Annotated in this window: 13 protein-coding genes; 4 read left to right on the top strand and 9 right to left on the bottom strand. The window is 38.9% G+C overall.

Annotation, left to right across the window (positions count from 1 at the left end; all coding sequences use genetic code 11):
- Positions 1-51 precede the first annotated feature (51 nt).
- The 5 genes from SJPD1_RS06150 to SJPD1_RS06130 form a co-directional block, all read right to left on the bottom strand.
- Entirely contained in the window at positions 52-684 is a 633-nt protein-coding gene (locus SJPD1_RS06150; protein WP_096046436.1) for a cytochrome c3 family protein, read from the bottom strand.
- Complete coding sequence (locus tag SJPD1_RS06145; protein WP_096046435.1) at positions 681-1,115, bottom strand: cytochrome c3 family protein; 435 nt, start codon at positions 1,113-1,115, stop codon at positions 681-683. The genes SJPD1_RS06150 and SJPD1_RS06145 overlap by 4 nt, the downstream gene beginning before the upstream one ends.
- Positions 1,116-2,696, bottom strand: a complete 1,581-nt coding sequence (locus tag SJPD1_RS06140) for a flavocytochrome c (protein WP_096046434.1) — start codon at positions 2,694-2,696, stop codon at positions 1,116-1,118.
- Positions 2,697-2,959: 263 nt separating this feature from the next.
- Positions 2,960-4,249 (bottom strand): nitrogenase iron-molybdenum cofactor biosynthesis protein NifN, encoded by a 1,290-nt coding sequence (nifN, locus tag SJPD1_RS06135; protein ID WP_226372260.1) that lies wholly within the window; start codon positions 4,247-4,249, stop codon positions 2,960-2,962.
- A gap of 18 nt (positions 4,250-4,267) precedes the next feature.
- Positions 4,268-5,620, bottom strand: coding sequence for a nitrogenase component 1 (locus SJPD1_RS06130; RefSeq protein WP_226372259.1), 1,353 nt, complete (start codon positions 5,618-5,620; stop codon positions 4,268-4,270).
- A gap of 292 nt (positions 5,621-5,912) precedes the next feature.
- Here SJPD1_RS06130 and SJPD1_RS06125 point away from each other — a divergent pair, with 292 nt between their 5' ends.
- Genes SJPD1_RS06125 through SJPD1_RS06115 form a run of 3 tightly spaced genes read left to right on the top strand, consistent with a single transcriptional unit; the run spans position 5,913 to position 7,884 of the window.
- Complete coding sequence (locus SJPD1_RS06125; protein ID WP_096046433.1) at positions 5,913-6,290, top strand: DUF362 domain-containing protein; 378 nt, start codon at positions 5,913-5,915, stop codon at positions 6,288-6,290.
- Between the two features lie 3 nt (positions 6,291-6,293).
- Positions 6,294-6,677 carry a NifB/NifX family molybdenum-iron cluster-binding protein gene (locus tag SJPD1_RS06120; protein ID WP_096046432.1) on the top strand — a complete coding sequence of 128 codons (384 nt, stop codon included), beginning with the start codon at positions 6,294-6,296 and terminating at the stop codon, positions 6,675-6,677.
- Positions 6,649-7,884, top strand: a complete 1,236-nt coding sequence (locus SJPD1_RS06115) for an FprA family A-type flavoprotein (RefSeq protein WP_096046431.1) — start codon at positions 6,649-6,651, stop codon at positions 7,882-7,884. The genes SJPD1_RS06120 and SJPD1_RS06115 overlap by 29 nt, the downstream gene beginning before the upstream one ends.
- Here the strand turns inward: SJPD1_RS06115 and SJPD1_RS06110 are convergent.
- The 4 genes from SJPD1_RS06110 to SJPD1_RS06095 form a co-directional block, all read right to left on the bottom strand.
- Positions 7,849-8,268, bottom strand: a complete 420-nt coding sequence (locus SJPD1_RS06110; RefSeq protein ID WP_096046430.1) for a response regulator — start codon at positions 8,266-8,268, stop codon at positions 7,849-7,851. The genes SJPD1_RS06115 and SJPD1_RS06110 overlap by 36 nt on opposite strands.
- A complete protein-coding gene (locus SJPD1_RS06105) occupies positions 8,265-9,479 on the bottom strand; it encodes a sensor histidine kinase (RefSeq protein WP_226372258.1) in 1,215 nt (404 codons plus the stop codon). Before SJPD1_RS06105 ends, SJPD1_RS06110 begins: the two co-directional genes overlap by 4 nt.
- A complete protein-coding gene (locus SJPD1_RS06100) occupies positions 9,476-11,248 on the bottom strand; it encodes an EAL domain-containing protein (RefSeq protein WP_096046429.1) in 1,773 nt (590 codons plus the stop codon). The genes SJPD1_RS06105 and SJPD1_RS06100 overlap by 4 nt, the downstream gene beginning before the upstream one ends.
- Before the next feature lie 95 nt (positions 11,249-11,343).
- The gene (locus SJPD1_RS06095; RefSeq protein ID WP_096047806.1) at positions 11,344-12,012 is read right to left on the bottom strand and encodes a response regulator transcription factor; all 669 of its coding nucleotides are present in this window, start codon (positions 12,010-12,012) and stop codon (positions 11,344-11,346) included.
- 119 nt (positions 12,013-12,131) lie between these two features.
- Between SJPD1_RS06095 and SJPD1_RS06090 the strand changes: the two genes are divergently transcribed.
- On the top strand, positions 12,132-13,223 hold the full coding sequence (locus SJPD1_RS06090; protein ID WP_096046428.1) for an HD domain-containing phosphohydrolase: 1,092 nt from the start codon (positions 12,132-12,134) through the stop codon (positions 13,221-13,223).
- The last annotated feature ends 12 nt before the right edge of the window (positions 13,224-13,235 follow it).

Here is a 13,235-nt window from a genome sequence, read left to right as displayed (position 1 = left end):
ATCTGCCCCATTCGTTTACCGCAAAACCAATGGGGCTTCTCTTTATAATGCTTATTTCATCTCTTCGGCTAATTTTTTCTCAGCCTCATCTTTTTTTGTATCTAACTTGCCTTTGTAGTATTCATACTCAGGCTTATAGTAATTAAGCATGCTTCTAAGCCCTTTGTGCCCAATTTCAACGTGGCAAGAAGCACAGCTTATCTCTTTATCTGTTCCTTTGAGGCTGGCATAATGCTCGTGCATTTCACGTCCTTTTACACTGATCGCTTCATTGGTTTTATAGTTGGTATGACAACCATAACACGCTTCATCACGAACAAAATGTTGACGATTGGCACGGTTTGCCTGCCAATTAATTGCATCAGGATTACCAAAGAAGTGAATCGCTCCTTCGACAACGCCGTTTCGAGCTTTTGTTGCAATATAGGCAATCACATTGTCATGAGGTAAATGGCACGTAACACACGATACTTTAATGCCTACTTTACCATTTCCACCATGCACATCATTATGATAGGCTGCAACCATTGGTTTCATTTCATGGCACACGATACAAAAACGATCATCACTGGTTCGATGCAGTCCCTCATAAAGAACCCATGAACTGAGTAGCCCGATCAAAATGCCTACTAAGCCCATTAGCAGAATGTTATTTTTGATGATGAGAAATATTTTTTTGATCATGGTGTCGGCCTCATCCAAATTTTAACATCATTACTATGGCAAGACAAGCACATATTTTCAGATGGCTTATGCTCATTGTGACACTCATCACAATAAAGTTTTGGTCCATCATGAATAGAATTATGTGGATTGGTATGTAATGCATCCATAAACTTTAGCCTATCTGCCAAAAATTGTTTTGTTTTATGACATGACAAGCACCCTTTATCCCCAATCAATTTCAAATCTTTTGGGTCATCACCCTGACCTTCATGACAATCCGTACAGCTAAGAGACAGCTTTTCATGATGAGCCTTAATAGGAAACTCTTTTTTAAGTTCAGGTGTCATATTGATTTTGGGCGATGACGTATTTGTATCCACACCAAAAAGAGACATGACACTGAAAATGAAAAAGAACCCTAAGACACAAAGAGTTCTTTTCTTACGCATTTATATATTTTCTCCTGCTACCATACCACATACTAAGCAGTCAGCAATTGCACAGCTACCTAGACGACTTGCACCGTGTGTCCCTCCCGTTACTTCGCCTGCTGCAAAGAAACCTGGAATCGGTTTGTTCGTATTGGCTGAAATGACTTGAGCTTTTGTATTAATTTTTAAGCCACCCATTGTATGGTGAGGTTTTGGACATAAACGAATTGCGTAAAATGGTCCTTTCATATCGATAGGATCACCACCTTTAAGTTCTTTCAGAGAGTCACCTTTAAGTGTTGGTTTTTTAAACTCATCCTCAACACTATTTTTGACATCTTCATTATATTTTTTAATCGTTGCCTTAAGTGCATCTGCTGGAATTTTATAGTTTGCAGCAAGAGCGTCAAGCGTATCGAATTTCTTCATAACGCCACCTTGTAGACCTTTATCGATCGCTGCATAAATTTGCTCTTCAAATGTATTGTACGTACCAATGGCTACCGGATACATTTTTGGCGCTTCCCTTAAGATAACATACTCAGCATCCGCTCGTGTTTTACGATCAGCCATCTCATTCATGAATCGTTTACCATTTCTAACATCAACTGCAACACCAAATTTGAATAAACCTTGTTGTGTTAAGAGTGGTGCTACACCAAAACCTCTCTCATCTGGACTTGCCCATGGTCCTTCTTGAATCCAACTAATATGTACAGGAAGTGCTCCAATTTGGAAAGCTTTTAAAAGTGCTCCAGCCGTTGCACCATCATGGTTTGTTGCATCCATATCGGGTGTCATACGTGGGTCTTGAAGTTGTCTAAAGTCTCTATCCATAGAAAAACCTCCACTTGCTAAAACAACACCTTTTTTAGCGCGATAAGCTTTTTTCTCACCTGTCTTGTTTTCAATGTCATCATTGTGAAGTTTATTATCAAAACGGTAATTAATACGCGCAGTTACACCGATAACCGTTGTACCATCATTACTCATCACAAAATCATCCATTTTTGCGCGTGTTACCATTTTACAACCGGGAAGTTTTTCGACAAATGCTGCCATTGGTTGAATAATGCCTGAGCCACTCATATTTTCAGTAACAATAGTTCTAGGCACTGAATGACCACCAAACCATGTTGGTTTTTTACCTGTTTGGAATTTTGCACCACATTTTACGGCAAAGTCAAATGTCTCTTGCGCTCGATCTGCAATTAGCTCCAGCATTTCTACGTGGTTAATACCAAGTCCTGCTTTTAAAGCATCTTTAATAAAAAGCGCTTTAGAATCTTCAATACCAAATTGTTTTTGATCTCTATTCATTGGAACGGCAAACGCACCACCATTAATAGCTGAATTACCACCAACACGACCCATTTTTTCAAGAATCAATACTTTATAACCACGTTCTGCTGATTTAGCTGCTGCTGCGAGACCCGCAAAGCCAGAACCAATGATGATAACATCGTACTCTTCATCAAATTTGACATCTTTTTCAGTTGGTGCTGCTGCCATTGCATTGGCTGCACTTAACATGGCTGCACCTGCCCCAACTACGCCCAACTTTAGAGCGTCTCTTCTTGACATCGTCTCTTTACTCATTGTATTACTCCTTTTTGAAATAGTGTTTTTTATTTCTAACTTAATTTTAATAACTAAATGTGAGATTTAATGTGAGATATGTGAAATATCATTGCTTTTGACGAAAAAAGTATTGATTCTTTCACAATATGAATCAAAAAGGGTATTAAAAACTCCAAATTACTTCTAAATTGATTGCGAAAAGAAGTTTAATAGAGTAAAAAAAGATAAAGGAAATTATGAGTTGGGCACAAAATGTGCCCTATTGAAAGTATTGAAGTTCGTTAATGATGGACTAATAGATTGGTTACTTCGCATAAAAAAGCACAACTGCCTTCATATAATATGTTATGGCGTAGTCCAATACCGACTTGCTCATAATTGGGGAAACCTCGAATGAGCAGTTCTTTGTGGTGTTTATGGGCTAGACGCTCACCATGGTAGTTGGTAATGAGCAGATCCATAGTAGGAAGGACTTTTTCCACCTCTTCCAAATCGCCAATGGAAACTTTACATGTAAAGGCTTCTTGCACCTCACTGCGTTGTGCAATATATGCCTCACACGAACCACCCGCTTCTTTTAAAGCTTTAGAGATGGCATAAGCACTATCAGGTTCATCGGCGATAAGAATTTTTGCTTTTCCCAAGGTAAAATGCGTATCTAAGAGCACATCTTGCAAGCGAGCACGCCAACGTTTGACCACACTGGGCACACTTTTACACTCTAAGAATTCAAACAGTTTGGCATAAAACTCATCACTTGCTTCTAAGCCCATAAGGCTATCAAAATGCAGATGGGTACTTTGTGGAAATTTTTCATAAAAAAGTTCTCCGCATTTTTTAACCGAACGCCCTATGGTGATGACAGCACCCGCATCACCCAGTTTTTCAATGTCTGAAACGCTAATACCTCCACTGCTGAGCGCACCTTGTTTGACACCGAGATGACCATCAAGGGAATCGCTAAGATCAGGAAGCGCATAGACTTCCAAGTCCAGAAGTTCCAACGCTTCTTTGAGTTTTTCAACTTCAATGGGACTAAAGTTGACATTGGGGACAAAAAGGACTTTATCTTTTCGAACATGCGTGGTTGGCTCAATGAGCTGAGTAATAATGTTTTGGATACTCAAGCTCCAACCGCTCTCAAGCCCACCTTCAAAATCGGGCGTATGCACATACACCATTTTTTGCTTCTCTTTTAAAAGAAGCGTTGCACCCTTAATATCATCGCCTTTGGTTTCCGTCATGCCTGTCGTAAAAAGTCCGACCAAATCAGGCGTTACTTTTTTGGTGATGTTTTCCACCGCTTCGGAGATGCCTTTATCGCCTCCATCAATGACGGCGGTTATATCATTAACAGCAGTGGTTTGAATGGCGATCGGGTCGTTAAAGTGTCGTGTAAACAGTACTTTCGTAAATGATGCACACCCTTGCGCCCCATGCATCAGAGGCATACAGTTTTTAATGCCCAAAAAGGCAAGTGTCGCACCCATCGGTTGTGAGAGCTTAAGAGGGTTTACATGTAAAGGCTTCATCGTGGTTGTTTTCATCTCTTTGGGGTTAATAAAGCTCATGTTTTCCTCCTCATTTATTTATGCCGCGTCCCACGGCGCTTGTTTTCCAACCAGTTTAAAGACAGGGTTTGAAAGGGCAGCACAGACATCAATGGCGAGGTTTTCAAGCCCACCGTATGCACCGTAACTTACTTTCTTCTCTTGATTGACATCGACAAAGGCAATGCGCTTTTTAATCGCCGTGTAAAGACTACGCCCACCCGCAAGTAAAATGTCGACTTTATGCTCATCAATCAAACGAGGCTGATCGACACCGGGTGCTTTAAATAAAATAGGCACATATTCACTCGCTATCGCTACATCCTCTTCCGTAGCTTTTTGCACACAGGTGGCGACCACTTCGATGCCAATGTCTTGAAGTGCTGAGGCGATCGACCATGACTTATTTCCACCTGTGTTTAAAATCGCTTTTTTACCTTTGAGCATCGGATGGTACAGCTTCAAACGCGTTTCCAATTTCGCCTCTTCTTCAGCAATGATCGTTTCCGCTTTTGCAATCAATTCCGCATCGCCAAACGCATTGACGATGGAGCGAATCGCATTGGACGTGTCACGCTTTCCATAAAAGGAGACACTCACATAAGGGATATTGTAGCGCTCTTGCATTTTACGACACAACGTCACCAACGACTTTGCACAGACGATGACATTCAGCTTTGCCGTATGCGCCGTTTGGATCTGCTCTATTCTGCCATCACCTGAAAGAGAGGAAACAACTTTGATGCCAATACGCTCCAAAAGAGGCTTATATTGCCACATATCGCCCGTCACATTATAATCACCGATCAAGTTAATGCCAAAAGGATGAATCTCTTCAGGCTCACGCGTACCTACAAGAGCGTCCAACACCGCTTCACCGGCAAGGCGTGATCCTAAGTTTTTACTGCCCACAAAACCAGGGGCGTGCACAGGCACGATGGGAATGTGAAACAGCTCTTCTGCGGTTTTACATGTAAAGTCAATATTATCCCCGATCATCGCTGTGACACACGTTTCATAGACAAAAATCGCCTTAGGTTTTTTATGCTCTACGATGTAAGAGAGAGCATCTGAAAGCTTTTTGTCACCACCAAAAATGATGTCTTGGGTGCTGACATTCGTGCAATAGCCCAGTGGTGTGTTGTTTTCACCTTCATAGCTTGTAAGCGTTGCTCTGGTTTCCCATGAAGCGCCAAGACAAGTGTCGGGGCCATGCACCAAATGCACAGCATCCGCATAAGGAAAGAGTGATATTTGCGCTCCCTCAAACGCACACCCTCCGCTCGTCGCTCCAGGTTTCGGTTTATCACAGCTCGCTTTTTTGGTTTTGTTATGAGAACAAGCACTCTCGTTTAACAAATCCTTGATCAGTTTTCTATTTACCATAGTCATAGATTTGCACAATCCATTCCATTTAGAGTTTTTACATTGCACCTTTTTACAGTAGCCCTGAAACAAAACTCTTAATGCAGTTTCTAAACAAAAAAATACCACATAAAGAAAAAAACTTCGTGTTGTATTTAAAAAAAATCTTTAACGGAACAGCTCTTGCATAAAAAGGGGTGTGTACCTTTAAAAACCCTTACTCAACACCCACGATGCGATCAAGCCCTTTTCACATCGTGGGTACATTCAAGCAAGGTTTTTTAGAGTTACTAATCCATTCCCATCAAAAGGATTTACCATGGCAGTAAAAATTACAGAACTTTGTATCAACTGTGACAGTTGTATTGATGAGTGTCCCGCAACCGCTATTGTCAGTGCAAGCGACTCACCGGTCAATGGTGACAACACTTATGTTAAACCAGAAAAATGCATTGAATGTTCTGATGGCACGATGCCAAAATGTGCAGATGCCTGTCCAACCGAAGGTGCAATTGTATGGGATATGCCCTACACTGCTGAATACAATGCCTATTATGTTGCAGGTCATGAGAGTGGCATCTACAACATTCGTGAGCATAAGAAAAATGGCATCATGTTCCCAGAAGTTTCTCCTAAACCTTACCGTGAAGCGATCTCGATTGCTAATCGCCAAGCACACACTCCAGTAGCGGAATAAGCGATGAAAATAGCATTTGCATCCACGGACAACATCCATGTCAATGACCATTTTGGCTGGTGCAAATGCTTTTATCTCTATGAGCTTCAAGAAGAGTCGTTTGTTTTTTTAAGAGCACTCGAATCACCCAATGAACTCACTGAAGAAGGCGATAAACTAGCTTATAAAATTGAATGCTTAGAAGATGCTAACATTTTGTGCGCTTCACATATTGGACCGCGCGCTTCTTTAATGGTGAAAGGCTCTGGTATCTTTGTACTGAAGTCTGAGAAAGAAAATGAGCGCATTGATACCCTGTTAAACACCCTACTCACATTAAAAAATAGCAATCCGCCTCTTTGGATGCAAAGGTTTCTCCATGCACCATCACCCCATAACCATAGCTAAGGACATCTATTTTATAGGTGTATTTGATCCCGATATTCGAACGTTTGACATCGTCATGCGAACCGCCAATGGTTCTAGTTATAATGCGTATCTCATTAAAACTGCTGAGGGTGTCATTATTGTTGATACCGTTAAAAAAGAGTTTCAAGATGATTTCTTCCGCCATGTAGAAGCACTGTGTTCCTATGATGAAATCAAATATGTCATTATCCATCACATTGAGCCTGATCACTCAGGGGCGCTGCCAGAACTCATCCGAAGAGCACCGCACGCCAAAGTGCTTATTTCCCCTCAAGCCACAACGATGCTTAAAGCGCTTACCAACAGCGAAGAGATCAATTTTGAAACAATTTGGACCAATAAACAGCTTAGTCTTGGAGGCAAGACCATTACGTTTCTCACGACACCCTATCTGCATTGGCCAGAGACCATGAGCAGTTACGTACAGGAAGACAAGCTACTTTTTAGTGGGGATGTTTTTGGTTCACACTATTATGATAAACGCCTTTTCAACAATAAAGTAGGTGACTTTTCATACGCATTTCAATACTACTATGACCATATTATGCGCCCATTTCAAAGCTATGTCAGAAGTGCACTAAAACTCTACGAACGTTTTGAAATTGAACTGATTGCACCTCTTCATGGTCCAATATTACGCGAAAATCCATATCAATATATTGATGCGTATAAACAATGGAGCCATAAAGTTGACACGAATAAAGGTAGTGGCAAAAAAATACTCTCTATTTTTTACCTTACCAGTTATAAAAATACCCAAGAGATGGCACAAGCCATTTTTGAGGGGTGTGAAAGTATAGAGGGTGTGGTCGCCAATATGTATGATCTTGCCTCTATCGAATCACAAAATATGATAGCGATTTTAGAAGAGAGTGACGGCTTTTTAATCGGCACACCCACCATCAATGCCGATGCCCCCAAACCTGTTTGGGACTTGCTTTCGTGTTTGATGTTTTTAGAAAAACAAGGTAAATGTGCCGGAGCGTTTGGATCGTATGGATGGAGTGGCGAAGCGGTCGACCATATTCTAGCCCGTCTTAAATCCCTTAAACTTCGTGTACCACCACTTACACCGCTTAAAATAAAACTGATCCCAAGTCAATCCGAACTTGAAGAATGTTACCAGTTTGGGGTCGAATTTGCTGAGATTTTAAACGGAAAATTGGTCGAGATCGATCTTGCCTAAAGTAGAGTTACAACAGCATTCATCAATTTTTGCAAATAACATATCCATATCATAGGGCTTTACCAAATAACCATTTACGCCTAATTTTTCAGCTTGTTCACGTTGATCTTGACTACTATATGCTGATGTAATAATGATTGGAATTGTTGGATTTTCAATGCGAATGCGATTGAGCATACGAAATCCACTCATAAAAGGCATTTGTAGGTCCGTAATAATAATATCAGGAGCATCTTTATAAAACCGATACAATCCCTCTTCACCATTTCGAGCCGTATAAAACTCATCAAACACTGTATTAAAAACGGAGAATAAAGAGTCTAAAACATTGTGTTCATCTTCCACAATCAAAGGACGAACCTCTTTCAGATCATTCAACTTCATGATACCAATCCCTGCAATATAATTTCAAATCGCGCACCTGAGGCAGTATTTGCCACACGAATACGTCCATTCATATGCTCTTCAACAATAATTTTAGTCATATAAAGTCCAAGCCCCGTCCCATTTTGTGAACCTTTTGTGGAGAAATAAGGTTCAAAAATGTAAGGCATCACAAGCGTATCAATACCGCCACCATTGTCTTCTATTGAAACAATAATCGTGTCAGATTCCTCTCTTTTTGCCTCAACAATAATCTGCTTTGTATGATCACCGCAACTCTCTAAAAGAACGTCTTTAGCATTGTTAAAGATGTTGATGATCGACTGACCAAACTCATTGGGAAAACTCTTTACATGTAAACCTTCTTCGGCGACAAAAGAGAGCTCAATACCATGTGCCGAAACAATAGGTTTCACCATTTCAACCGTATGTGCAAGCTGTTGTTTAACATCAAAAACTTTCTGAGATTTATCGGGTTTAAAAAAATCCCTAAAATCATCAATGGTTTTTGACATCTGCAAAATCTGGCGCATAGAGTCCTCTTTAAACTCATCCATGATGGTATCGTCAAGTTTTTGAAGTTTATATTTGAAAGCAATATTTTGTGCTAGAAGGGAGAGTACATTGAGAGGTTGTCGCCATTGGTGAGCAATCATGCTAATCATCTCACCCATTTGCGCATGACGTGACTGTTGAAAAAGCATCATCTCCTGCTGTCGATTTTTTTCAATTTGTGCTTGAACTTGAGTTTCCAAGGTACTATTGAGCGCTTGGAGTGCATACTGAGCTTCTTTAAGCTCACTAAGGTCAATAATGGCGGAAATTCGCATGGTTTTTCCCATACTGTGAACGATGGAGCCTTTGACCAATGCAGGGAAAGAACTTCCATCTTTGCGTAGAAGCATACACTCATACATAGGGGTATTCTGCATTGATTTTTCGCGTATCTGCTCTTTGGATGCAGAGGCTACAAAATCGACCATTAATCGACCAAGGATCTCTTCTTTATTTTCTCCTCTAAAGAGCTTTAAAGCTTGATCATTGATTTCAACAATACGCCCCTTATGAGAAAGCACCAACCCTTCAATCGCAAAATCAATCAGCTGTTTAAATTTTTGATGCTGTTTTAAAAGCAAATAAATCCACATAAGTCCAATAAACAGGATTAACGCTAGTAATAAAAGGATATTAAATGGAGTTAGAGAGATCATTGCAACTCCAAATATGGCTCGCCAATAAAATAACCTTGAAACTCATCCACACCCATTTCGACTAAAAGATCAAAGATCTCTTTTTTATGCACGTACTCCGCAATCGTCTTTACATGTAAAGCTTTAGCAAAGGAAACGATGCCCTTAACAAGCTTCAATGACTTCATGTCGGTATCGAGATATTTAACCAAACTACCGTCAATTTTGAGATAGACTGGATTTAATTCCAATAAATGTGAAAAGTTGGAATAACCTGTACCAAAATCGTCAATCGCAATCGGTGCATCATCGTACTTAATATAGTGTAGAAAATTTATAATGGTTGTATAGTCCGTTACCTTTTCACTCTCAACCACTTCAAAAACAAGATGAACCGCTCTGCTTTTTTTTCTGAACTCAAGAATTTTAGATCGCATAAAATCACGTACTTCTTTGTTGAGCATATCTCTGAAACTAAGGTTAATCGAAAATGTCATATCTGGGTATAACACCATCATCGCAAATACTTTTTCGATCATTCTATAACTTAAACTATCATATTGTTTCGTTCGACGTGAAATGTCTAAAAAATAATAAGGTGAGACATACTGATCTTGATCAAATTTGTCTTTGGTTTTGATACGAATCAGCGCTTCATATTTAATAATTCCCCTCTCTTTGTCGCAAATAGGCTGAAAAAAAGGAACAATATTGTCTTTATTGAGCGTGTCTGCAATCACATCTTGCCAATAAAAATCATTGGCTAACGATTCCGTCTCATCTAAATTGCTCGTATAAACAACAAAAGCTTTATTTGTTTGCTTGGCAAAATCAAGAGCAGTAAACGCTTTTTTAAAAAGATTTTCTTGGTCAAACGTTACACCCATGGAGATATGAACCAATATTTTTTCAATAAGGCCTTCGACTTTTATCTCGATACCATTTAAAATGTCAAGTGTTTGGGCAATATCTTCATAGATTTTTTCAGGATCAAGCTGTGTGTTCAAACAGAACATCGCAAATTCATTAGAAGAGATACGAAAAGCATCGTAACAAAGGGATGTCGCAACTTCTTTAAAATGGTGGGAAAACTCTTTTAAAATTTGATTGCCTACTTCAATGCCATAGAGCTTATTGTAATTTGTAAAATTATCAATATTCATCAAAAATAACGTGGGAACTTCAGAGGGCTGTATCTGTTCTAAAATACGATCCAAGGTATATTTGTTTGGAAGCTTTGTGAGTGCATCCGTATGCAGTTGTTCTTCAAGGGCACTTTTTTGCAATACTATTGTGTTCTTTAAATCATTCGTATACGCGCGATATTCTGCTTTGAGAAGGATTTTTTCCACAGTAGAGCTCAAAGAATCGAAAAACTGATCAAGTTCAATAGGCTTTAAAATATAACCATCGACCCCCAAACGAATTGTTTCAATTAAAAATTCCACATCATTATGGGCTGATGTGACAATGATAGCCGTCTCTTTACAAAATTTACGAATTTTAGTGATTAAAGAAATACCATCTAATCTGGGTAGTTTCAGATCCGTAATAAGGAGGTCGTATTTTTGTATTTGGTGTTCTTGTGAAATACCTAAGTGAGGTAGAGCAATTTCTGCATCAAAAAACATATCATAAGCACTTTTCCCATCACTCGCAACATCAATGCAATCAAAAAATTCGCTTAAAATAGACTGGGTGTATTTTCGAGTAACTTCATCGTCTTCAACATATAAAATCTTCACATTTTTACAACGAGATCTTAGGTCCTCCATTGCTGATGCTTCCATCATTTTCCTCATCATCTTGGATCAATTCTTTGATTATACACCAAAGAAATGGTTTATTATAAGTTTTGTATGAGGATTATTAGGAAATGAGCGTTTTACAAGACTAAACGATAGCCTGTTCCATACTCTGTCATAATGTATTTTGGCTTTTTTGGGTCATCATCAAGCTTTTTACGAATATTTTGAATATGATAATTCAAAGATTGTGGAGAACTTAAAGAAGAGAGATGAATCGCTAAAACATTGCGATAAACCACCCTATTTTTGTTTTCTATGAGGAAAGAAAGTATTTTATATTCTATTGCTGTCAGAGAGAGTGGTTTTTGATTGAGTAAAATTGTTTGGCTATTGTAATCAATGGCAAGATTATTTTTATTGTATTCCAGTTTGATCATGGAACAACGTTTTAAAATTGCCCACATACGCACTTCTAACTCTTCAAGCATAAATGGCTTACATAAATAGTCATCTACCCCAAAACGAAAGGCTTGTACTTTCGCTTCTAAATCAGAATGGGCACTTAATACGATAATAGGAATACTTGTTCGATTATTAATCTGTTTAATCACCTCAAAACCGCTAAAATCAGGCAGGCTAAGGTCGAGAAGCAGAAGATCATAATGCTGTGCCGAAAGCTTCAAAAGCCCATCAACTGCTGTTTCTGAAATATCCAATTCAAAACCCACACTCTCCAAATATTGAGCTACTTGAGTCGCTTCTTCATAATTGTCTTCGATTAAAAGAACTTTAATTTTTTTTTGCATTTGAATTCTTACTCCAAACTTTTCTGATTCTGTATTATACATAAAGCTCATAATTTTGCCTACAAGAATATGAAAACTTGGTTATAATACGATTACATCCTTCCACGTAAGAGAAAACTATGAATTCAGCGGAAAAACAACTTGCTATTTTATTGGAGTTTGGTAAAGTCATTAACAAAACAAGAAGCTTGAACGATGTTTTAGAGTCCATGGCAAATTTTGCACGGGACATCCTACAAGCTGATCGTTGTTCTATTTTTGTTTACAATAAAGAGAAAGAAGAACTCTGGTCAAAAGTGGCACATGAAGTTCATCCCATTCATATCAGTACGCAAAAAGGTGTCGCAGGGTATTCTGCCCTTTCAAAAGAGACACAAATTGTTGTGGATGCTTACAATGACTATCGTTTTAACCCTGATGTCGATAAAGCCACGGGCTATTTGACACACACTATTCTTGCTGTTCCCTTACTTGACAATCAAGAAAACACCATTGGTGTTTTTCAAGCGCTCAATAAAAAAGAAGGCTTTTTTACCAACGTTGATGCTGAACTTTTACTTCTTATCTCTAATTACGCCGCTTCTGCCATTGAAAATGCCATTTTATATGACAAACTACGCGATACTCAAACGAAGATTATCAACAAACTCGCTTCTGTTGCAGAATTTAAAGACCAAGAGACATCTAAACACACTAAACGTGTAGGACTCTATAGCGCGCTCTTAGCCGAAGAAATGGATTTAAATCATGATGACATTTATAAAATTGAACTCGCTGCTCCCATGCATGATGTAGGTAAAATTGGCATCACGGATACAATCTTGCTTAAACCTGATAGACTCAGTAAAGAAGAATTTGAGATCGTCAAAACACATACACAAATAGGTTATGACCTTTTATTCGACAACGAAAACGAATACCTTAAAGCTGCCGCACTCATTGCACTAGAACATCATGAAAAATGGGATGGAACGGGCTATCCACTGGGTAAAAAAGGTGAAGAAATTTCTATTTTTGGTAGAATTGTCGCTATCGCCGATGTGTTTGATGCGCTTATTTCAGTACGTACCTATAAAACCGCTTGGAGTTTTGAAGAGGCATATGAATTTCTCAAAAAAAATAGAGGAACACATTTTGACCCTACCTTAATTGACCTTTTTAGTGAAAATATTGAAAGAATCCGTGCTATTTATTTTGAACTAAAAGATTAGGCAAGTCTTCTT

Origin of the sequence: Sulfurospirillum diekertiae, assembly GCF_002309535.1 — a bacterium.
GTDB lineage: Bacteria > Campylobacterota > Campylobacteria > Campylobacterales > Sulfurospirillaceae > Sulfurospirillum > Sulfurospirillum diekertiae.
The sequence above is the reverse complement of the archived record's forward strand: the minus strand, read 5'-3'. Positions and strand labels throughout refer to the sequence as shown.

What these genes read in the sequence shown, in the direction of transcription:
- SJPD1_RS06150 (WP_096046436.1), bottom strand. Translation starts at nt 684, where the DNA reads ATGATCAAAAAAATATTTCTCATCATCAAAAATAACATTCTGCTAATG.
- SJPD1_RS06145 (WP_096046435.1), bottom strand. Translation starts at nt 1,115, where the DNA reads ATGCGTAAGAAAAGAACTCTTTGTGTCTTAGGGTTCTTTTTCATTTTC.
- SJPD1_RS06140 (WP_096046434.1), bottom strand. Translation starts at nt 2,696, where the DNA reads ATGAGTAAAGAGACGATGTCAAGAAGAGACGCTCTAAAGTTGGGCGTA.
- nifN (WP_226372260.1), bottom strand. Translation starts at nt 4,249, where the DNA reads ATGAGCTTTATTAACCCCAAAGAGATGAAAACAACCACGATGAAGCCT.
- SJPD1_RS06130 (WP_226372259.1), bottom strand. Translation starts at nt 5,620, where the DNA reads ATGACTATGGTAAATAGAAAACTGATCAAGGATTTGTTAAACGAGAGT.
- SJPD1_RS06125 (WP_096046433.1), top strand. Translation starts at nt 5,913, where the DNA reads ATGGCAGTAAAAATTACAGAACTTTGTATCAACTGTGACAGTTGTATT.
- SJPD1_RS06120 (WP_096046432.1), top strand. Translation starts at nt 6,294, where the DNA reads ATGAAAATAGCATTTGCATCCACGGACAACATCCATGTCAATGACCAT.
- SJPD1_RS06115 (WP_096046431.1), top strand. Translation starts at nt 6,649, where the DNA reads ATGCACCATCACCCCATAACCATAGCTAAGGACATCTATTTTATAGGT.
- SJPD1_RS06110 (WP_096046430.1), bottom strand. Translation starts at nt 8,268, where the DNA reads ATGAAGTTGAATGATCTGAAAGAGGTTCGTCCTTTGATTGTGGAAGAT.
- SJPD1_RS06105 (WP_226372258.1), bottom strand. Translation starts at nt 9,479, where the DNA reads ATGATCTCTCTAACTCCATTTAATATCCTTTTATTACTAGCGTTAATC.
- SJPD1_RS06100 (WP_096046429.1), bottom strand. Translation starts at nt 11,248, where the DNA reads ATGGAAGCATCAGCAATGGAGGACCTAAGATCTCGTTGTAAAAATGTG.
- SJPD1_RS06095 (WP_096047806.1), bottom strand. Translation starts at nt 12,012, where the DNA reads ATGCAAAAAAAAATTAAAGTTCTTTTAATCGAAGACAATTATGAAGAA.
- SJPD1_RS06090 (WP_096046428.1), top strand. Translation starts at nt 12,132, where the DNA reads ATGAATTCAGCGGAAAAACAACTTGCTATTTTATTGGAGTTTGGTAAA.